This is a genomic window from Adlercreutzia sp., from assembly GCF_056795635.1.
Window position 1 is genome coordinate 25,557 of the sequence record NZ_JBQIIT010000008.1, and the last position, 20,570, is coordinate 46,126.

At 62.1% G+C, this 20,570-nt stretch carries 16 protein-coding genes; 4 read left to right on the forward strand and 12 right to left on the reverse strand.

Annotated features, from left to right (window positions below; all coding sequences use genetic code 11):
* The first annotated feature begins 39 nt into the window (after window positions 1-39).
* On the forward strand, window positions 40-1,401 hold the full coding sequence (locus ACTOXK_RS06590) for a sodium/glutamate symporter (protein ID WP_482276695.1): 1,362 nt from the start codon (window positions 40-42) through the stop codon (window positions 1,399-1,401).
* A 72-nt stretch (window positions 1,402-1,473) separates the two neighbouring features.
* On the opposite strand, the gene rfbA is transcribed toward ACTOXK_RS06590, so the two are convergent.
* From rfbA to ACTOXK_RS06645, 11 genes are all read right to left on the reverse strand, one after another.
* Window positions 1,474-2,373, reverse strand: coding sequence for a glucose-1-phosphate thymidylyltransferase RfbA (gene rfbA, locus ACTOXK_RS06595; RefSeq protein ID WP_482276693.1), 900 nt, complete (start codon window positions 2,371-2,373; stop codon window positions 1,474-1,476).
* Between the two features lies 1 nt (window position 2,374).
* Entirely contained in the window at window positions 2,375-4,186 is a 1,812-nt protein-coding gene (locus ACTOXK_RS06600) for a hypothetical protein (RefSeq protein ID WP_482276692.1), read from the reverse strand.
* 83 nt (window positions 4,187-4,269) lie between these two features.
* Entirely contained in the window at window positions 4,270-5,184 is a 915-nt protein-coding gene (locus tag ACTOXK_RS06605; protein ID WP_482276691.1) for an acyltransferase, read from the reverse strand.
* A 9-nt stretch (window positions 5,185-5,193) separates the two neighbouring features.
* On the reverse strand, window positions 5,194-6,447 hold the full coding sequence (locus ACTOXK_RS06610; RefSeq protein ID WP_482276689.1) for a hypothetical protein: 1,254 nt from the start codon (window positions 6,445-6,447) through the stop codon (window positions 5,194-5,196).
* A gap of 8 nt (window positions 6,448-6,455) precedes the next feature.
* Window positions 6,456-7,985, reverse strand: a complete 1,530-nt coding sequence (locus tag ACTOXK_RS06615) for an MBOAT family O-acyltransferase (protein ID WP_482276688.1) — start codon at window positions 7,983-7,985, stop codon at window positions 6,456-6,458.
* A gap of 195 nt (window positions 7,986-8,180) precedes the next feature.
* Window positions 8,181-8,435 (reverse strand): D-alanine--poly(phosphoribitol) ligase subunit DltC, encoded by a 255-nt coding sequence (dltC, locus tag ACTOXK_RS06620; RefSeq protein WP_482279880.1) that lies wholly within the window; start codon window positions 8,433-8,435, stop codon window positions 8,181-8,183.
* Window positions 8,428-9,612 (reverse strand): D-alanyl-lipoteichoic acid biosynthesis protein DltB, encoded by a 1,185-nt coding sequence (gene dltB, locus ACTOXK_RS06625; protein ID WP_482276686.1) that lies wholly within the window; start codon window positions 9,610-9,612, stop codon window positions 8,428-8,430. The genes dltC and dltB overlap by 8 nt, the downstream gene beginning before the upstream one ends.
* A 14-nt stretch (window positions 9,613-9,626) precedes the next feature.
* Window positions 9,627-11,165 (reverse strand): amino acid adenylation domain-containing protein, encoded by a 1,539-nt coding sequence (locus ACTOXK_RS06630; protein WP_482276685.1) that lies wholly within the window; start codon window positions 11,163-11,165, stop codon window positions 9,627-9,629.
* Window positions 11,166-11,262: 97 nt separating this feature from the next.
* Window positions 11,263-11,427 carry a hypothetical protein gene (locus ACTOXK_RS06635; protein WP_482276684.1) on the reverse strand — a complete coding sequence of 55 codons (165 nt, stop codon included), beginning with the start codon at window positions 11,425-11,427 and terminating at the stop codon, window positions 11,263-11,265.
* Window positions 11,424-12,653, reverse strand: a complete 1,230-nt coding sequence (gene dltD / locus ACTOXK_RS06640; RefSeq protein ID WP_482276683.1) for a D-alanyl-lipoteichoic acid biosynthesis protein DltD — start codon at window positions 12,651-12,653, stop codon at window positions 11,424-11,426. Before dltD ends, ACTOXK_RS06635 begins: the two co-directional genes overlap by 4 nt.
* A gap of 297 nt (window positions 12,654-12,950) precedes the next feature.
* Window positions 12,951-15,656, reverse strand: a complete 2,706-nt coding sequence (locus ACTOXK_RS06645) for a bifunctional glycosyltransferase/CDP-glycerol:glycerophosphate glycerophosphotransferase (protein ID WP_482276682.1) — start codon at window positions 15,654-15,656, stop codon at window positions 12,951-12,953.
* Window positions 15,657-15,876: 220 nt separating this feature from the next.
* Between ACTOXK_RS06645 and ACTOXK_RS06650 the strand changes: the two genes are divergently transcribed.
* From ACTOXK_RS06650 to ACTOXK_RS06660, 3 genes are all read left to right on the forward strand, one after another.
* Window positions 15,877-16,986, forward strand: coding sequence for an NAD/NADP octopine/nopaline dehydrogenase family protein (locus ACTOXK_RS06650; protein ID WP_482276681.1), 1,110 nt, complete (start codon window positions 15,877-15,879; stop codon window positions 16,984-16,986).
* A gap of 22 nt (window positions 16,987-17,008) precedes the next feature.
* Window positions 17,009-18,067, forward strand: coding sequence for a pyridoxal phosphate-dependent aminotransferase (locus ACTOXK_RS06655; protein WP_482276680.1), 1,059 nt, complete (start codon window positions 17,009-17,011; stop codon window positions 18,065-18,067).
* A gap of 106 nt (window positions 18,068-18,173) precedes the next feature.
* Complete coding sequence (locus tag ACTOXK_RS06660; RefSeq protein ID WP_482276679.1) at window positions 18,174-19,526, forward strand: adenylyltransferase/cytidyltransferase family protein; 1,353 nt, start codon at window positions 18,174-18,176, stop codon at window positions 19,524-19,526.
* An 18-nt stretch (window positions 19,527-19,544) separates the two neighbouring features.
* Here the strand turns inward: ACTOXK_RS06660 and ACTOXK_RS06665 are convergent, their stop codons facing one another.
* Window positions 19,545-20,471 carry a hypothetical protein gene (locus ACTOXK_RS06665; protein ID WP_482276678.1) on the reverse strand — a complete coding sequence of 309 codons (927 nt, stop codon included), beginning with the start codon at window positions 20,469-20,471 and terminating at the stop codon, window positions 19,545-19,547.
* Window positions 20,472-20,570: the final 99 nt, after the last annotated feature.

The window sequence follows — 20,570 nt, forward strand, 5'->3', positions numbered from 1 at the left end:
TCTCCCCATGCGTTTTGGAGACAACGTGAGAGGTGGTTTATGGAATTCTCGGCCCTTGATCTGACATTTGACGTGTGTATCATGTCAGCGCTGCTCGTCCTCGGAAAGATCATCCGAACCCACGTTCCGCTCCTGCAGAACCTGTTCATCCCCTCGGCGCTCATCGCCGGCTTCATCGGCATCATTCTCGGCCCCTTCTGCCTGAACTGGGTGCCGCTCAGCTCCCAAGCCTCGAGCTATGCCGGTATCCTCATCGCCGTGCTGTTCGCCACCATGTATTTGGGCCGGCGCAGCGAGGGCAGCTTTAAGGATATGTTCCGCCGAGTGGGCGATACCTTCATGCTCAACGGAGCCGCGGAGATCCTGCAATACGGCGTGGCCCTCGTGCTCGGCGGCATTCTCATCGCAACGGTGTTCCAGGGCGTGACCGCGTGGTTCCCCATCTTCATGCCCGGCGGCTTTGTGGGCGGCCACGGCACGGCCGCCGCCATCGGCTCGGTGTTCGAGGAGGGGGGCTGGGCCGAGGCAACCACCGTGGGCCAAACCTTCGCCACCTTCGGGTTGCTCGGCGGCATCATCAGCGGCATTATCGCCATCAATTATTGCGCCAACCGCGGTTGGACCACCGAGATTCGCAAGGTGAAGGATATGCCCGAGGAGGTGCGCGTCGGCCTGGTTCCCGAGAAGGATCGCACCCCCATGGGCGAGAACACCGTAAACCCCATGTCCATCGATCCTCTGGCCTGGCACCTCGCCCTGGTAATGGTCGCCGTGGGCGGTGCCTATCTCATCAACGAGGGGCTGAAGATCCTGTTCCCCCAAGTGTCGGTCCCCGTCTACGGCATCGCCCTGGTGGTGGGCGTCATCTTGTTCGCCCTGCTGAAGCTTATCAAGCTCGATAGCTACGTGGACACCCGCGTGGTGTCCCGCATCGGCAGCTGCGCCACCGACTACCTCGTTGCCTTCGGCGTGGCCACCATCAACATCAATGTCGTGATGCAGTACTGGGCCATCATCCTCGTCCTGTGCATTCTCGGCTTCGTGCTCGTGGCACTGTACTTCTTCATCATCTCGCGCCATCTCTTCTCCGACCACTGGGTGGAGCGCGGCATCTTCATCTGGGGCTGGTCCACGGGCGTCATGAGCATCGCCGTGCTCCTGCTCCGCGTCGTCGATCCCGAGTTCCGCACTTCCGCCCTGGAGGACTCCGGATTCGCCTGGATCTTCGTGTCGTTCATCGATATCGCCCTCGTCACCTTCCTGCCCATGTTCGTCATGCAGGGCCTGGGCATTGCCGCCGGTGCCGTGTGCTGCCTCATCGCCGCCGCCATGCTCGTGGCTACGGCGTTTATCTATGGGTGGCGCAACAGCCAGGGCACAAAGGTGTTCCCCAAGCAGTAGGCTGAGTCGATACACAGAAAAGAGCCCGCGCCTGATGACTCAAGCGCGGGCTCTTCTTTTTTGAACCTCAGCCTATTCCGAAAGGGCCGCCCCGCCGAGGAGGATGCGGTTCTCGGCCACGCGGAACAGATGCTGGCCGTAGGCGGTCTTGCCGTGGCGTTCGGCCGCGTCCAGAAGCACCTCGCGGGTGATCCAGCCGTTGTTGTAGGCGATCTCCTCCAGGGATGCGATCTGAAGGCCCTGGTTGTCCTCCACGGCCTTCACGAATTCGGAGGCCTTGTACAGGCTCGGGATGGTGCCCGTGTCGAGCCAGGCCGAACCGCGGTGCAGTACCTTCACTTCCAGGCTGCCGTCCTCCAGGTACATGCGGTTCACATCGGTGATCTCCAGCTCGCCGCGGTCGGAGGGCACCACGCTCTTGGCGAACTCCACCGCCCGGCTATCGTAGAAGTACAGGCCCGTGACGGCGTAGTTCGACTTCGGGTGATCCGGCTTCTCCTCGATGGATAGCGCGCGACCGGCCTCGTCGAACTCCACCACGCCGAAGCGCTCCGGATCGTCCACGTAGTAGCCGAACACCGTGGCGCCGCACTCCCGCGCGGCGGCCTGGCGCAGCAGCCCCGACAGGCCGCCGCCGTAGAAGATGTTATCGCCCAGAATGAGGGCGCAGCCATCGCCATCGAGGAACTCCTCACCGATGATGAGGGCCTGGGCCAAACCGTCCGGCGAGGGCTGCACGGCATAGGACATGTTCACGCCGAACGACGAGCCGTCCTTGAGCAGCTCCTGGAAATTGGGCAGATCGGCCGGCGTTGAGATGAGCAGGATGTCGCGAATGCCCGCCAACATGAGGATGGACAGCGGGTAGTACACCATGGGCTTGTCGTACACGGGCAGCAGCTGCTTCGACGTGACCTTCGTCAGCGGGTACAGGCGCGTGCCGGAGCCGCCTGCCAGAATAATGCCTTTCACGTTAACCTCGTTCCTTGCCGTCGGTTGGCGTATCTGTGCTGAATCGTACCACAAGAAGAGGGTCGGAGCCCTTCTCTTTCAAGGGAACCTCGTCTATGATCGCGGCCGTCGCGCGATCGTCGTAATGCTCGTGCAGGTAGCTCGTGATCTGCTCGATAGCCTGCTTCCGTCGCGTAACGAAATAGGTATCCGGCCGGTCTACGAGGGCCCTCAGGGGATTGGGAACCCCCAGGTCCTCGGTATGAGCCCGAACCAAAGGCGAGCCCTGGGTCCAACCTCCCGCGAACACCGCCGAATCCATGAGCTTCTTCGGCGGTAGATGGCGGTACTTGAGTTCCTTCTCCACCTGGGTGAAGGTGGTGGTATCCCACACATAGACCACCCCAGGTTCGGAGAAGCGGTTGATCAGCGCGTTGTCCTCCACAAAGGCGCTCTCCTTGGCGAACTGGTCAATGCGCTCGACATTGAAGGCCGGCCCCCACTTCACCCCGAGCCCCACCGCGCAGAGCACCGCGAAGAGCACACCGAGGGCAACCGAGGCCGTGACGCGGCCCTGGGGCAGTGGCCGCTCGCCCGTCGGGGCGGGCAGCGAGCCACGCAACAGAATAACGGCGCAGGGCAAGAGCGAGAACAGCCACACAGCGTACTCCACGCGGGCCGGAAGGCGGCCCGTATAGCGGAACAGCACGCAAGCGGCAAAGGCACCGACCAAGGAGAGCGCCGTCACCGCCAACACGCGCCGACGCCCCAGCAGCAGCACGGTAACGACCAGAAAGGCCAGAGACACCGTCAGCAGCGGAGACTTCACCAAATGGCGGCCTTCGGCCACGACCGAGGAAACGAAGCTGCGATCAGCGGCCGGCTCGCGGGCGATGGAGGAAACGGCCCCCAGCCGCTCGGCGGTGATATAGTCGGGATCGGCGGTGATCCAGTTCCGCATGAGCCAGTAGTCGCTCTCCGAGACGCCGATGGCGGCCAGTTCGTCTTTCATGGCCTCGTAGTCCCGCGTGGGATAATCCACCAAGCTGTAGCGCGCGTCGTTGTACTCCTGCCAAGGCGCCCAATGGGGGTCGCTCCACACCGCTCGATCATAGGCCAACGCCCCGCCCACGGCCAGCCCCACCACGGCGGCGCTGGCAAGGGCCCACACCAGCAGGCGTCGCAGCTCAGACCGGTGCCCGCGGCCGCAGCGCAGCAACAGTCCCGCGAAGGCCAGGGCCAGAAACGGTGCGGACAGAAGCAGCACGAGGGCCCGCCACATGAAACCGAGCACGACCAGAACAGTGCCCGCGGCACAGGGCGAGAGCTTCCGCCGGGCAATGCCGACGCAGAAGCAGACCTCGCCGGCCATCACGCAGAGGGCGGCCACCACGGTGAAGTTGCTGCCCAGGGTGCACTTGGGCATGATGAAATAGGCAATGAATCCCAGGCACACGAGGGCAGGACCCAGGGGAACATGGCGCAGCAGCAGGTAGCTCAGGGCGAAGAACGCCACGGCAACGGCCGCGCGCTCGATGACGAGAAACCAGTTGAGCTCGGGAATGGCCATGTTCAACTGGTAGATGATGCCATTGAGCACCGCATTGGTGAACAGGCACTGACCGCCATCGGGATACAGCCCCGAGAGGGCCAGGGAGATGCCCAGATCGTCATCGGGGCCCCGATAGTCGTCGTTCAGCACGAGCAGCCCGACCACGAGCAGGGTCAGTCCGAAGGCCGCCGCAAGGCACGGCCCCACCGGCCGGCCCTCAGATCCGCCACGGCCCCATGCCCCCACCGCGCCCCGGGCGCGTTCCCATACCGTATCTGTCATAATCTCGCTTCGATCGTGCACCAGGGTGCTCAGTGGACAATATCGTTTTATTGTACCCCAAAGCGCTGGCCTCCGTCAGGATTTTAGGAACGTCCGATCTTGCGCCTCACGGCACGCAGTGCCCGCCGCGCCAGGGAGGGCTCCGATGCCGGGGCCGTGGCCTCGGCAATGGCAAAGCGATTCTTCTCCGAGGCACCATAGGTTTCTTGAATCAGCGCAAGCCGCTCGCGGGAGTCTGCCGTCTCGGCCAAGCGATCGGCCAAGCGCACCAAGCCCGAATCATCCCGCCCAGGCGCCCCGGCGTAGACCCACCTCCGATCTTTGCACACCTGGGAGCGCTCCGTCTGCTCCGGAGTCCACCCGTGCACACAGGCACCATCGAAGAACACGCCACGACCGATCTGTCGCGCCGGATTACCGGCCCAGCTCGTGTTGGAGGCGATGGTCTTGCCCGCCACCACGGCCCCGCCGCCCACAATGCTGCCCGAACCGATGGTGGTGCCCTTCAGCACCATGGCCGACTGCCCGAGCCACACGTGATCGCCGATCACCACATCGCGGCTGGGGTTGATGCGCCGTCCGTCCTCGGCGCGGTATACCAGATGCGGATCGGCCGTGCGAATCCACACATCGAAGGAGATGAGACCGCGATCGCCGATGAGCACGCTGCGTCGCTCGGATACGATCAGGTGCAGCGGGCCATTGGTATAGGTGTCCGATCCGATGGCGAAGGTGCAACCCCCGTGCACGGCGGCGTCAAGGCGAAGGCCGCTGTTGCCTCCGGCGATGAAAACCACGGCACCCGGACCGGCGAACGTGAGTTTCGTACTCGTCAGCACGACCCCTTCGCCGCAACAGAGCACGCAGCCTCCTTGCTGCGCCTTTTCCGTCACCACAATTTGAGAGCCCGCCATATCCGGTGCCGTACCGATCAGCGTCGCACCATCCCCGGAAAAGAACTGCTCCACGTCCTCTTTCGCCTTCAAGACGATGTTCATGGCATCCCCCTATCCCTGGGCCGACGCGGGAGCGAGCGCCTGCTCTGTTGCCTGGGCGAGCAAATTCGGACTGCGCATGATGAAAATGATGTCGGAGACGCCCTCGTGATCGGCGAGGAACTCGTCGAGCGTCTCGCGATCATGGCGCGGATCGAGCACATAGGTCGTTCGATAGTGGGCAGCCAAGAGACGCTCCATGCAATTCGAATAGGAGTCGGCGACAATGAGCAGGTTGCGATCGGTATCGGCCTCTTCGTTCACAAGGGTGATCAGGCCGTAGTCGGTGTGGTAGTACTCGGCATAGCGACTCGTAAAGGCGTTGGGCCCCCAGGTGCCCCACTCGTAATTCTTATGGTGCACGAGGGAATCCATTGAGCCCTCAGCGCCGTCGATAGTCACCGAGAACTTCGGGAAATCGGCGAACTCATAGTCCAGGATATGGTCCTCATAGGCAGTCTCCAGACCGCGGCGGGCGAACGTCCCGCGGAAGGGAGGATCGTCATAGGTCACCAGGTCCTTCGGAGCGAGCGTATCGTCCCCGAAGCCGAGGGCGCCGGCCATACGCTCGTAGGCTTGGAAGGCGCCCAAGATGTTCCAGTGATGGTCAACTTTGTTCCAGCCCCGGGTGAATTCATCGAAGGTAACATTGCCCCCAATCCACTCGAAGGCACCGTCATGCTCCTCGAAGAGGTTCTCAGTACCCTCGTAGGTAAGGGCATTGGAAACGAGCTTAGCCGTCGGCGAGCCTTCGACGTTCATGGAGTCGGGGCCGAGATAGACAAAGACCCGTTGGTCGGGATGGCGCTTGCCAAAAGCATCCAGGCCATCGCGCACGCGACCGATGGCATCGCGCACGCTATCCGTGGCCTTCTCCGCCGTTTCCAGCAGACGCCCCTCGCTCGGCATCTTCACAATCGACGAGCCGTAGAAGGTCGGATAGCACTCCCATCCGAATAAGATGTTGGAAGCCTCGATGGCGCTGCGCTGCACCGCGGCATTCGCCAGAAGCGCCGTGGCCTTCAGAGGGACGCAGTTGCCCACGGCATCTTCGGCCGCCTCCTGGAACTCGCCGGAAGCAAAGCCCTCGACGCTGAAATGAGCCGCCGGATCGGCCTCGGTTAGGCCGCCGGACAGGTAAGCGGCATCAGCAGCGGTGAGCCACGAGGGAAGTGCTACCCCCCCCCATGAGGCTAATCCGATCAGGGCCGGCCCGCAGAAGAGCAGGCAGAGCACGCCCGAGAGCAGGATGTTCCTTGCCTTCACGACACTCCTTAGAACTGGAAGTAGATGAACGGGTTGTAGGAGCTAGAGACGATCGCCATGGCCGACAGCACGAACACGGCCACAAGCGCCACGTCCACCAGGGCATTCACCGCCGCGAGCACGCGGGCGCGACCCGGCGCCACGACGACGCCCTCGCAGAGGGCTTGGCAGGGAGGCACGGCGGAGTTGCCCTTGGCCGGCGCCGCCACGATGGAGCGGTGACTATCGCCCTCGGCCCAGGCCTCCAGCTTCTTGCGCAGATAGGGCGCCCAGGGCAGCGACCCCACGATGAAAATGGGAACGAGGGACACATAGCTCCACGACTGGAGCTCCCACAGGGTGGAGGTGCCGAGCCAACCGTAGGCACCGAAGAGGGCCGCCGTCCACTCGGCCACGTTGGAGAGCCCCGTCACGGCGAATAGGAGCCAGCCGAAGAAGAACAGCACCGCACACCAGATGTGGCTCACGAAGCCGGGCAGGCGGTCGAGCAGCCTCATGATGAAGAACTTCTCCAGCAGGATGAGTATGCCCCAATACAGGCCCCACAGCACGAAGTTCCAAGCCGCCCCATGCCAGATGCCCGTGAGCCCCCACACGATCATGGTGTTCACGATGAAGCGCGGAACCGACACGCGGTTGCCGCCGAGGGGGATGTACACATAGTCGCGGAAGAAGCCGCCCAGGGTCATGTGCCAGCGGCGCCAGAACTCTGTGGCCGACCGAGCGGTGTAGGGGTAGTTGAAGTTGCGCGGATAATCGAAGCCCATCATCTTGCCCATGCCGATGGCCATATCTGAATAGCCCGAGAAGTCGAAGTAGATCTGGAAGGTGTAGGCCGCCACGCCCGAGAAGCAACCGATGAAGCCGATCGTGGCGGCATCTTGGGCGAGCAGCGAGTCGGCGAGCACGCCGGCCGTATTGGCCAAGAGCACCTTCTTGCCCAGGCCCACACAGAACAGGCGCAGTCCCTGGGCAAAGCCGGCCAGAGTGGCGCGGCGATGGTCGATCTCGTATTCAATATCGGAGTAACGCACGATGGGCCCGGCCACCAGCTGCGGAAACATGGCAATATACATGCCCAGGTACAGGGGGTTCTTCTGCACCTTCACTTCGCCGCGGTACACGTCCACGATGTAGGTGAGCGCCTGCAAGGTGAAAAACGAGATGCCGATGGGCAGGGCCAGCTGCAGATCGGCCAGAAACTCCTCGCCCAAGACGGCGTTGATGTTCTGCGCGAGAAAGCCCTGGTACTTCCAGAAGCCGAGGATGGCCAGATTCGCCACCACGGCCAAACCGAGAAACAGCTTGCGCCAAGGGCCGCTGCGCAGACCGGCCCGAGAAATACAGAGAGCCAGAGCCCAGTTCATAAGGATGGAACCCACCATGAGCCACACGTACACCGGCTCTCCCCAAGCATAGAATACCAGGGAGAACACCAACAGCGCCACATTGCGTGCTGCCCGCCAGGGCATGGCGAAATACACCGCCAAGAACAGCGGGAAGAACGCGAAGAGGAAAATCGTACTCGAGAAAACCACCGAGCGCTCCTTGTTTCAAATGTTCACGGTACAATCGCATAGGGATGATACCGTAATCTGCGTCGCGCGACGCAGAGATTCTGCCGAAAACAAGGAGGCTCCCCCGCTGTGGAACTGAAGGGGTTCGATCTCCCAAATCGCACCGAACAGCTGCGCGAGCTGCTCGCCCGGGGCCGCGAAGCGCCCCGGGCGAGGCTATTGGGCGTCGTAGCGAATCTGCACCTGGTAGATGATCTTGTTCACCGTGTTCATCTCCTCGCGCTCCACTGCCGTGGGCGCAATGGTCACACCGAACTCCGTCTCGATGGCCACAAGCAGCTCGATGGCGGCCATGGAATCCAGCAGGCCCTCCTCGAACAGGTCCACGTCCCGCTCCTCGCGGATAACATCATCGTCGCAGATCTCCTCGATCAGCTCGAGCATGCGCTCTTCAACGGAATTCTCAGCCATGGATCAAACCTCCTACAACGGTGTGCATCTGTCCGGAAAAGATGGCCATGCCCAGCATGACCACGTTAATGGTAACAAACCATTGAACGACCTTGTACCAGTTCTCCTTCTTGTGCCGCTTATGGAAGGCGGACTTCTTCTGATAGACGTCGGTGGCGCCCATGAGCACGCCGTAGTAGGCGCCATAGACCAGGTAATCCACTGTCAATCCATGCCATGCGCCCATGAGCAGAAAATTCGCCATATAGCCGGCGCAAGCTGTGTGCAGACGATCCTTGAACAGCTTCCGCCGCGTGGCTGACTTCACCGCCCGCATGAACACAAAATCCCGCAACCAGGTGGACAGTGTCATATGCCACCGGTCCCAGAAATCGCGCACGTCGGTGGCCAGGAAGGGCGCGCGGAAATTGCGCGGCGTCTTGATGCCGAAGCAGTAGCTTGCCCCCATGGCCATGAGCGAGTAGCCAGCGAAATCGAAGAACAGGTAGAAGCCGTACATGTAGGCATCTTTCACCTGGGCGCCGAGCTCGGTCCACCAGGGCCCATCGCCCAAAGGCGCCGGCGTGAAGTAGTGGTGAAACACGGTGCCGAGCACTTTCTGGTACACCGCGCCCACGAGCAACAGCATGATGCCCCGGGCCAGCAGATCGGCGTACTCCGAGGCGGTGTAGGTGCGATTCGCGTCCTCGGCAAAGCGCCGGCTGCGATCGATGGGGCCAGAGGTGAACGGCGTGAAGAACACGAGGAAGTAGAGGTAGTCGGCGAAGTTCATATCCTCGATAAGGTCATCGCGAATCTCGATGATAACCTGCACGGCCTTGAAAGTGATATAGGATATGCCGAGAAAGCCCATGAGGTTATGGTCGAACACGGCGCCGATCTTGTAAACCACCAGCGGGGCAATGACCGCAACGAGGGCGCAGCGGAACTTCCACAGGGCCTTCTGCCCGCTCTTCCAGCTGGCAAGTTCCCAGAACGTGGCGGCGCAGGCAATGGCAAGGAAGGCCGCGAAGGCGAGCATGCCCTCCACGTTCTCGCCGAACAAGAGCAGCAGGAATGCGAGGGACGCCGCCAGGCCATAGTACTTGATGCGGTGGCCCGAAAAGCCGAGCACCGCCGCCGGCACGATGGCCACGGCGAGAAAGACGTAGAAAGCGGGGTCGATATAGAAATTCATGGTACGCGGCCGCCCTACGCCAAGGCCTTGCGATCGATCTTGCCGTTGACGTTCAGGGCGAACTCATCGTGGTAGACGATCTTCTTGGGCACCATGTACTCGGGAACCAACTCCTTGAGGGCGGCCTTGATGGACCGGGACGTGGCGAAGTCGCCCGGCACCGCCGGGTCGGCAAGGCGCACGTGAGCCACCAGATGGCTCACCTTTCCATCCCGCTCGGCGGCCAGCACCACGGCCTCCCCCACCGCAGGCACGCGCACGAGGGCCTGTTCCACATCGGCCAACTCCACCCGGAACCCGTTGAGCTTCACCTGGAAATCGAGGCGGCCGAGGCAGAAGAGGCGACCCTCCCCATCGAGATAGCCCTTGTCGCCGGTCTTATAGCAGCGCACCGGCGCGCCGTCCTCTCCCTCGATCTCGGAAAAGACCGCCTCGGTCAGATCAGGGCGCGCCCAATAGCCGGCCGACACCGTGTCACCGGCGAGGTAGATCTCCCCCACTTCCCCGCACGGCAGCACCGCGCCTGTCTCCGGATCGCGCACGATGGCGGCCATGGCGCCACCCAGATACCCGACCGGCAGCGGGTTCTCTTCCGTTGCCAGGACCTCGTCGACGACGATATCGGTGACAGCCTGGGTCTCGGTGGGACCGTAGGTGTTCAAGATGCGGGCAGACGGAAAGCGCTCGATAAGCTTCAGGGCCGTGGCATTGCGGAACACCTCGCCGCAGAGGATGACGTTGTCGAGCCGCGGCAGCAACTCCTCGTTGAAGGCGGGGTCGGCCAGGCACATCTCGATGAAGGAGGGTGTGGAGATCCACGTCGTCAGACCGCTGGCGGCCAGGGCGTCGAAGGCGGCCCGCATGGATTGCTCGTCCTCACTTTCCAAGGCGAACAAGGTGTAGCCCCGGGCGAGCCCCGCGATGATGTCGAAGAGGCTCACGTCGAAAGTGTAGGGCACGCGGTTGAAGCTCACGCCGTCTTCCCGAACCGGGAACAGGCCGGTGAAGTAATCCATGAAGGCATCTACGCAACGGGAGGGCATCTGCACACCCTTGGGACGCCCCGTAGAACCGGAGGTGAACAGCAGGTAGAAGGGCGTATCGCCATCGATCCAGCGCTCCCGACCCATCGAACGGCCCGCGGCGATGGCCGTCTGCACCGCCTCGGCTCCCACGACTGAGGCGGCTAGGGACTCATCGCCAGCAAAGCCCTCGTCTGCCAGGGAGATGACGAGGGGATGATCGATCTGGGCCAAGATGTCGTTCACTCGGTCAGCCGGATAGGCTATGTCCACGGGGGCATAGGTGAGCCCCGCCTTGGCTGCGGCGATGAAGCATACAAGCATGAGCGGCGACTTGTGCCCGTAAATCACCACGGGCTTTCCCGCGGGGGCCGTGTCAGCCAGATACGCCGCTAGGGCATCCGACCACGCATCCAGCTCGCCGTAGGTCAGACGATGGGAGCTACCCCCCCCCGTGCGCGAATTGAGAAATGCGAGGCGATCAGGATGGGCCGCCGCCTCCTTCACCAGCACTTCCAAAAACCTGCTCACGTCCACTCACCTTCCCGCCGCCCACGGGCGGCTTTTCTCTCTACGGCCACGCATCGGAGCCATCGCCCCACCACACCTCATGGGCACGGGTGATTCCCTAGAAGTTCTCGTACACTGGAGCGGCCGGCTCGCCGAACCCCGAATAAACGAGAAACCACACGAGTAGCGCCAGCAGAGCGGCAGCCGCAACGAACCACAGAAGGGCCCCCGCCCACGTATCGCTGAAGAAGATCTCTGCGATCTTGTCGGCCAGCTTCCTCACTTCTGACCCTCCTTCCCCATAAAGAACTCGTAAATGTCCCGGTTCACCTGCACCCAGCCGGTCCAACCGAAATGGGCCATATCGTAGAGGAAATAGGGATCATATTCATAGGGCGAGTAATCCACATAGGCCACGCCCCGTTTCTCGCAGATGGCCTTCATGCGGTCGTACCACAGGGCGCGCACCTCGGGAGTGTAATCGGTCTGGTCGATCATGGCGCCCTTCAAGGGCATGAGCACCACCAACGGCTCGATGCCCGTCTCCTCGCACACATCGAGGAACAGCTCGAAGTCCTCGAACTCCGTCTCCTGGTAAGGCTCGTCGGTAAATGTGAGCCACTCGTCCCATCCGTCGCGCCAGCTGTCGTAGCCGCCGTTCTCGTACCAGCTGTTGTAGATGCCCATCTCGTTGCTGGACGTCTGATCAGCCCCCTCGGCTTTCTCCTGGGCCAGCCATGCGTCCCAATCGGGAGCTTGGGCCTGACCAGCCGTGCGACCCTCGGGTACCGGACGGCTCCGATTCAGCTCGCGCTCTGGCGCGTTCCAATCGTCCTCCTCGTCGGAAAGCACAGCGTCCCAGTTCTTCGAGTCATCAAAGAACTCCTGGATACCGCTGTTGATGCGCTCGACGAGATTCTCACTCTTGGCCTCGCCGCCGTAAACCTCGGCCTCTTCCACGCCGTAGGCGATCATCTTCTCCTGGATCTTCGCCTTGGTCTCGTCGGTCACCTTGGGATTCGCCATGAGATCGGCATAGGCCTCGGGCGAGAAAGAAAGGCGGAAGCACTTGGCCGGGTTCTGATAGTCCATAAACCAGGTAATACCGCAGAAGAAGACCACCTTGTCATCGGGGATGTCCTCGGAGAGTGCGCCCACTTCGATGGCGTGCCACAGATCCTGGCAGTAGGGCTGTCCCAAAAGGAAGGTGTCCATGCCGTAGTTGTTGTTTCCGAAGAAGTTGGCGGGATGCGAGGAAACGGTGTCCGGGTACACCCAGCGAAACTCCGAGGTACCGAGAACTACCTTGCAATTGTCGCCTTGCGCATTGCGCTGCTTGATGGCGGCGCGCACATAATCGGGAGAATTCGAGCGGGCCTTCGCGGGCCAAATCTGATAGGGAGCGTCGGCGATCTTCTTCTCGAGGGCCGACGAAGATGCCGGGGCGCCCATGGCAATGGGCACGCAGATCAGGGCAATCGCCAGAACAACGGCGATAAGACGCTTCAAAGGGCAATCCTTTCACGGCGGCGGAGGGTCGCCCTCCGCTATTCTCAACGGCAATCGCAGGCAGCGGCCGAGGCCGTCGCGCGAGAGCCCGGCGCAATTCCGGGCAAGGAATATGATTGTAGCGAAGCGCCTTCAGCTAGAACCGAACTTCCGCGATCTTGCCCACATCGACACATCGGGCACACTCCGAGACCACAAGCCTTAACGAAGCATCCGATTCCGGCCGCTTGGTTGCTGCCTGCCTCGGGAAGCAGCACCCACCGCTCCCCATGAGAGCACGCACTCCGAATGCGCCGCCTAACGAGCGCGACCGTCAGCGCGGCGACGAGCGGACAGGGAGGCCGCAGCGTCGAAGATGCGCTTGCTGCTCTGGTAGTCTGAGAAGCCGAACATGGCATCGGCCCGCTTCTGGTACTCCGGCTCCAAGGCGCAGTCGCTCTCCATATAGCGGATGATGGCATCCACCGTGTCGTCGAGGGTACGGGTCACCGGGCCGAAGCCGTCGGTGTCGTAGTCGAAGTAGCTGTCCTCGCCGTAGGTGTGGCCGCCGCTGAACACCGAATCGTACTGGCTGTACACCACGGGCTTGCGCTGGTAGCCAAAGTCGAAGCCTACACCGGAATAATCGGTCACCATGAGGGCCGACTCACTCAGCACGCGCTCGTAGTCGGCCGACCCCTCCCCCACTGTGACCAGGGCGTTGCCCGTGAAGTCACCGGCCTGCTTCTCGAAGGCCGGGTGCACGTAGAACTCCGCCGTGTAGCCGCAGCGCTCCATAGCCGCCAACAGGCGCTCGTCGTTGATGAGGGCGTTGTAGAACTTCCAGAAGTCCGTGGACTTGAAGTGGTGCACGTACTCGCGGGTGCTCGTACCGGGAATGATCTTGCCGGCAATGTTCGAGCGCCACGTGGGCAGAAACGCGATCTTCTTCTGCGTTTGGGCGTTCCCGTAAGCATCGTAGCGGGCCATGCCCATGAGGGCCACCTCGCCCTCTTCGTAACCGTAGGCCTCGCCCAGAAGCGCCCGGCGTTCCATCTGGGTGCTCACCGAGAACAGCTTGATCTTCTTGGCCGGCTTGCCCAGCATGAAAGCCAAATCCCCGAAGAGCGTGCCGTGGGTCAGGTAAACGAAATCGTAATCCATCAGGTCCTTCACGAACACGAGCTCGGGCCCGTAGGGGTTCACCATGGCTTCCTCTGCCCGGGACGACACCACCACCGACGACAGGAGGAACAGCAGCTTGTAGCGGAACGTGGACGGATCGACCACCTTGCCGTAGGCCGCCACCGAGGCGTAGTCGGCGCTCGACTTCTCCAAGGCGAAATACATCTTCGCATCGCGGTAGCCGGACTGCTTCATGGCGTAGCGGTACACGTTCTCGGCGTTGTCCCCGGCCTTCCACTCCTTGTCGCCGAAGATCCAGATAGGCTTCTTGAACAGGGCACGGTGAGCGCGGTAGCACAGGCGCAGCCACACGTATTGCAGGCGCAGCGGCGCCGTCCCCTTCTTCGAGCGCAGAATCTCGGCCCATCGGCGAAGCTCCGAGGCAACGGCCATGGGCAGCGTGGCCCGATAAGTGCGCAACTGCTTGCCGATGTGCTTCACCATAACGTCGCCGAATCGATGGTAGTCCCGCTTCATGGATTGGCTGAACAATGCGAAGTTCCCGTAATGGGGCGTGAGGATGACCTCCTGGGCGCGGCCGCAGAACCGAACGCGGAACGAGTAGGAGCGCTCGGGTTCCAGCGGCACATCGAAGGTGAAGCGCATACCCGCACAGACCGCCTGCTTGTCCAGCATGCGCCGGTCGTCGGTGGGATACGGGGACACCCGGGCCGCAAAGCACTCGTCGCTCTTCTCGTCCCGCACGAATAGCTCGAAGGGCATGCCCAGGATATCGATATCGGTGGTGCCCTCGATATGGAGCACGTCGCCCGCAGGAGCGACCTCGTAGAGATAGCACGGAGCTTTCGCGTTCATGCTGACGAGCTGCATGCCGTCCAAAAGACCGCGGTCGCGATCGACCCACACCAGATCCTCGAATACGCCCACGCCGTACTTCAGACGGTACAGCACAAGCTTCTTCTCGCGGGTGAGCCAGCGCGCCGCGGCGATGACGCCTTCATCGGCCTGCACCACGATTTCGCGCACAGCGGCTGCCCACGCCTCGCCCTCCTCAGCCGTGAAGGCGTCGCTGGCCTTTCCAAGCAACTGCCAGCCGATGATGTAGAGGGCCACGGCCTGGGCGAAGGGCAGCACGCGACCGCGCGCCTCGCGCGATGCGGCGAGCATGCGGCGGCACACCTCCAGATTCTGCATGTGCTTGGCATAGGTGATGACCTGGCTGAGCGACGAGCCGTCCTGTCGCTTGCGGTACAGATACGAGCAGAAGGGAGTCACCCCGTAGGCGCATTTGTGCAGAATGACCCGGTTCACGAACAGCGTGTCCTCCGAGGTAGTCAAATCCTCGTCGAAGCGGATGTCCCCGATGGCCTTGCGCAAAAAGAAACAGTTGCCGATGGTGCTCTGGATATCGCAGGGGCGGTCGCCCAGACGCACGATGGAGTCCTTGTCCTTGGGGAAGCGGTAGGCCAGCGGATGGGTGTGATCTTCCCCCTCGAACAAGGTGAGCTCGCCGACGAGCACGTCCACATTGTTCTCCTGGTTGTCGAAGAACTCCAGGGCATGGGCGAACGACTCGCACGACCACTGGTCGTCGCTGTCCAGGCAGGTGACGATGCGGCCGCACGCGCGGTCCAGGCCGGCATTGCGAGCCGACGACACCCCGCTGTTGGGCTGCTGGTGGAACACGACGTTTGCCGGGAAGCGTTCTTGGAATGCGCGGCACACGGCGGCGCTGCCGTCAGTAGAACCGTCGTCCACGAGAACGACCTGGATGTTCTCCATCCCCACGGTTTGGGCGACCACCGATTCCAGGGTCTCCCCCAAATACTCTTCGGCGTTGTACACGGGAATCACGACGGAAATGGCAAATTCTGACACTCTTGTCCCTCCAGCTTGGGAATACGCTTCACGGAGCGCGGGCGACGCGGGCATGCCGCGGCGCGGGCACAGCCTTCATATAATAGCATAGGGCATCGGGGCTTCATTTTGCTCATTTGCCGTAGGCTCGGCCGCTTTCGGCCCGCAGGGGGCCTTTTGGTCTATCATGTAAGGTCAACTCTCATCGAGACACGCCCCTCGGGCGATAAAGGAGCTCACTGTGGAAATTACCGTTTTCGGAGCCGGAAACCTCGGACTGGCCTGCTGCGCCGTGCTCTCGCGGGACAACGCCGTGACGCTGTACACCACGCGCCCGCACCGCGAGCGGGAGTCGCTCACCTATACCTACGAGGGCGAGCCGGGCGACTCGGCGCCCTTCGCAGTCACCGACGACATGGCCCGCGCCTGCAAGGCCGACCTCATCCTGTGCACCTACCCGGCCTTCCTGCGCCAGCAGTTCGTGGCCGACGTGGAGCCCTTCGTGAAGGAGGGCTGCGCCATCGGCTTCGTGCCCGGCTACGGCGGCGTGGAGTACTTCTGCCAAGATCTCATCGCCCGCGGCGTCACCGTGTTCGGGCTGCAGCGCGTGCCCTACGTGTCGCGATCCAGCTGGGACGAGCGCAGCGCCGGCATCCTCTCGGCCAAGGACACGCTGTACGTGGCGGCCCTGCCCAAGGCGAAGACGCAGGAGATCGCCGCCCTTATGGAGAAGCTCTTCGACATTCCCACGGTGGCCCTGAGGGAGTTTCTGGCCGTCACGCTGGTGCCCTCCAACCCGCTTCTGCACACTTCGGGCGCCTATGGCGTCTTCAAAGACTACCAGCCGGGCGACACCTACCCCGAGCAGCTCATGTTCTACGAGCAGTGGAACGACGACACTTCGCGCTTCCTTCTGGCCTACGACGACGAGCTGCAGGCCATCTGCCGTGAGCTTGAGCCCCTCGACCTGTCCGAGGTGGTGTCGCTGCGAGAGTACTACGAATCCCCCGACGCCGAGGCCATGACCCGCAAGCTCAAGAGCATCCGCGCCTTCGAGGCCGTGAAGGTGCCCCTGACCCTTACCCCCGAGGGCGACTTCATGCCCAACTGGAACGACCGCATGTTCACCGAGGACTATCCCTTTGGCGTTGCCATCATCAAGGATATCGCCACCATGGTCGGCATCGACACCCCCGCCATCGACACCCTGCTTGATTTCTACCGCGCCCAGACCGGCATCGCCTACCTAGAGACCGACGGCTCCTCGGCCAAAGACGCCGCCACCAGCACCATGCCCCGCAATTTCGGCCTGAGCGACAAAGAGGCCTTCATCGAGTTCTACCAGTCGTAACCATCGCAAAGGAGTACAACCCATGGCATTTTACGTTGACGAGCACATCAAGAACACCGAGCGCGTTTTCCCCGACCAGGGGCGCTACGGCATGCTCCGTTACGACATGAACGAGAATCCCGAGGGGCTTCCCGCATGGTTCGTGGAAGAGGTGAAGGCCGAGATAACGCCGGAGTACCTGTCCATCTATCCCGAGCCGAACCGCTTCCTGACCAAGTACGCCGCCTATGTGGGCGTGCCCCGCGATTGCGTGACGGCCACCAACGGCACCGACCAGGCCATTCGCTACCTGTTGCAGACCTTCTGCGGCCAGGGCCACGAGGTGGTCACCGTGGCACCATCCTTCGAGATGTACTGGGTGAACTGCAACATCCTGGGTCTTACCCACGTGCCCGTGGCCTACAACGACGACCTGTCCTTCAACATGGGCAACCTCATCGATGCCATCGGGCCCAACACCGACATCGTCGTGCTGCTGAACCCCAACAACCCTGTGGGCGATGCTTTCAGCCGCGAGGACGTCATCGCCGCCATCGAGGCAGCCCGGGCCAACGATGCCGTGGTCATCATCGACGAAGCCTACCACTACTTCTACAAGAACACCTTCATCGATCTCACCCAGACCTACGACAACGTCATCGTCATGCGCACCTTCTCGAAGCTGTTCTCCCTGGCCGCCTGCCGCCTCGGCGTCATCATCTCCAACCCGGCCATCATCCACTACGTGGAGAACGCCAAACTCACCTTTGACGTGAACGCCCTGGCCCTGCTGTTCGGCGAGAAGATCCTCGATCATCCCGAGATCGCCGACGAGCTCATGGCCAAGGAACGCGAAGGCCGCAGCTGGACCATCGAGACTCTGACCGAGCGTGGTTACGAGGCGCGACCCTCCGAGGGCAACTTCGTGTTCATCCGCACGCATCGGCCCGCGCCCGAGGTGGCGGCCGACCTCGAGACCCGCGGCATCCTCGTGAAGTCGTGGAACTCCGGCATGCTCGCCGATTTCCTGCGCGTGTCCACCGGCTCCAAGGCCGCCATGGAGAAGTTCGTGGACGCCCTTCTGGAAGTGGACGCCGCCTAGAGCTACGCCCTGGACGGTGCGCGGCCCGAAAGGGAGCGCACCGTCCCTCCCCCTCCCGCACCACCCTCCCTCACAATCCAACCGCACCCAAGCGAAGGACCCAGCTGTGAAGAAAGTCATCACCTACGGCACGTTCGACCTGCTGCACCACGGACACGTCAACCTCCTGCGCCGCGCCAAGGAGCTCGGCGACTACCTTATCGTGGGCGTTACCTCATCGGACTTCGATAAGAACCGCGGCAAGATCAACGTGAAGCAGTCGCTGATGGACCGCATCGAGGCCGTGAAGGCCACAGGTATCGCCGACGAGGTGATTCCCGAAGAGTACTACGGCCAGAAGATCGACGACATCCGCAACTATGATGTGGACATCTTCGCCATCGGGTCGGACTGGCGAGGGCACTTCGACTACCTGGGCGAATACTGCAACGTGGTGTACCTTGACCGCACCGAGGGCATCTCCAGCACCCAGTTGCGCGAGAGGGGCCATCACATCGCCCTGGGCATTGTGGGCGCTTCCCGAGACATCGCTAAGTTCATCGACGAGAGCAAGTACGTGAGCGGCGTGGATATCGTCGGCGCCTTCCCCGACGGGGACGAGTTCGACCTGGAGGGCAAGACGACGCTGTTCGGCTCGCTCGACGAGCTTATCGAGGCAAGCGACGCCCTGTACGTAGCCAACGCCCCCGAACGGCGCTACACCACGGCCCGAGCCGGCCTGGAGGCGGGCAAGGACGTGCTGAGCGAGTCGCCCGTGGCGCTGGAGGCCGCCGAGGCCGAGGAACTGTTCTCCCTGGCCGCCGAGCGGAAGCTCGTGTTCCACGAGGCGGCCAAGACCGCCTACGCGCTCGCATTCTCGCGCCTGACGCTGAACGTGAAGAGCGGCATGATCGGCACCCCGGTGTCGGTGCGCGCCACCTGCACGAGCCAGGCCTTCGCGAGCCCGGCCGGCAGCCTCATCGGCTGGGGGCCCATCGCCTGCCTGCCCGTGTTCGAGATCCTAGGTACCGAATACGCCCACGCGAGCGCTGCGTCGCTCATGAGCCGCACCGACGGCACCGACGTGTTCACGAAGGTGGATTTCGTGTACCCCGGGGCTTGTGCCTCCATCGAAGTGGGCAGCGGCGTGAAGTCCGAGGGTGAGCTAGTCATCGCCGGCACCAAGGGCTACATCTACGTTCCCTCCCCCTGGTGGAAGACCGATTACTTCGAGATTCGCTTCGAGGACTTCTCCAACAATAAGCGCTACTTCTACCAGTTGAACGGCGAGGGCATCCGCGACGAGATCTCGGTCTTCGCCAAGACCATCCAGGACGGCAAGAAGCCCAACCTGGACATCACCCCTGCCCACACCATAGCGCTCAGCCGCCTCATCGAGAGCTACCGCAACGGCCAGATGCCCGTTCACAGCCTCGGCACCGAATCCGAAGGCTGCGGCATCAGCTTCTTCCAGAATTAGGGGGCTCGAAGGCCGCCCCTAAGGCCTTGCGCCTCCCACCCGCGGGGGCACAAGGCCGCTCTGTTCCAGCAAGTCCAATTCGATGGCCAACCGCTGCCAGAGGACCTGCTCATCGAAGACCACGCCTATATTATAGGCCCGGTATCCTCTACCAAGAAGTTCTTGCACCATCTTTGCGCTATTCAGACCATAGTCCGAATAAACTAGATAGAGAACGTCTTCTTCTGCATCTGGAAGATCCGCGCTCTCGACAGAACCCGTCAAGCGAACCCCGAGCGCGCCACGCTCTGAATCGGCACGAACCAGGCACCAACGATCGCTCGATTCCACCAGCATCCTAACCGTCTTTCGGGCTAGCGGACCCACAATATAAGACCAATCTGGGTCTTCCGTCTTCTCTAAGGCCTTTTTTACCTCCCTGCGCACACCAATGGCCTTCCACTTCGAGCGCATCTCGGGAATATTGGCGCTGTTGGTCACTAGAAGCGCGAAAGGGACAATCGCCGATATACCCAACAAAGCGCCGAGAGACATAAGTACAAGGCCGATGAACGGCCATTCTAGGTATAGCGATGATGCACCGAAAACGATCGTCGCCGCTATCAAGCAGGCCACGAGCACGGCCAACTGCTCGAACAGAACGGGGACATACCGCCCAGTGCTCTTGCGAGCAAGATATCTGGAGCAATACCTTCTGATGTTGGCACGACCTTGAGCAGACAGGGGCTTTTGAGCTCCATCGGCTTCGACATCGGCAACAACTGCCTGGATATGCTCTTGTCCCTTGATGCCGCCTAAGCCGGATACAGCAGCTCCAACAAAAGATTTGATAAATGAAAATACCGTGCTTCCTGCCAGACCAATCAACAGAGTTAGCACTCCTGCAGACAGTATATCTGGCGTTGAATAATTTCTAATCAAATCAATGATCTCTTTTCCAATCATAACAATTACCTTTCTCGTCACGCCGCCTACAACAGGCATTTAATCAATGAGCGCGCCCGAGCACCATGTGCTCGGGCGCGCCTCCACGCAGACAGCCCA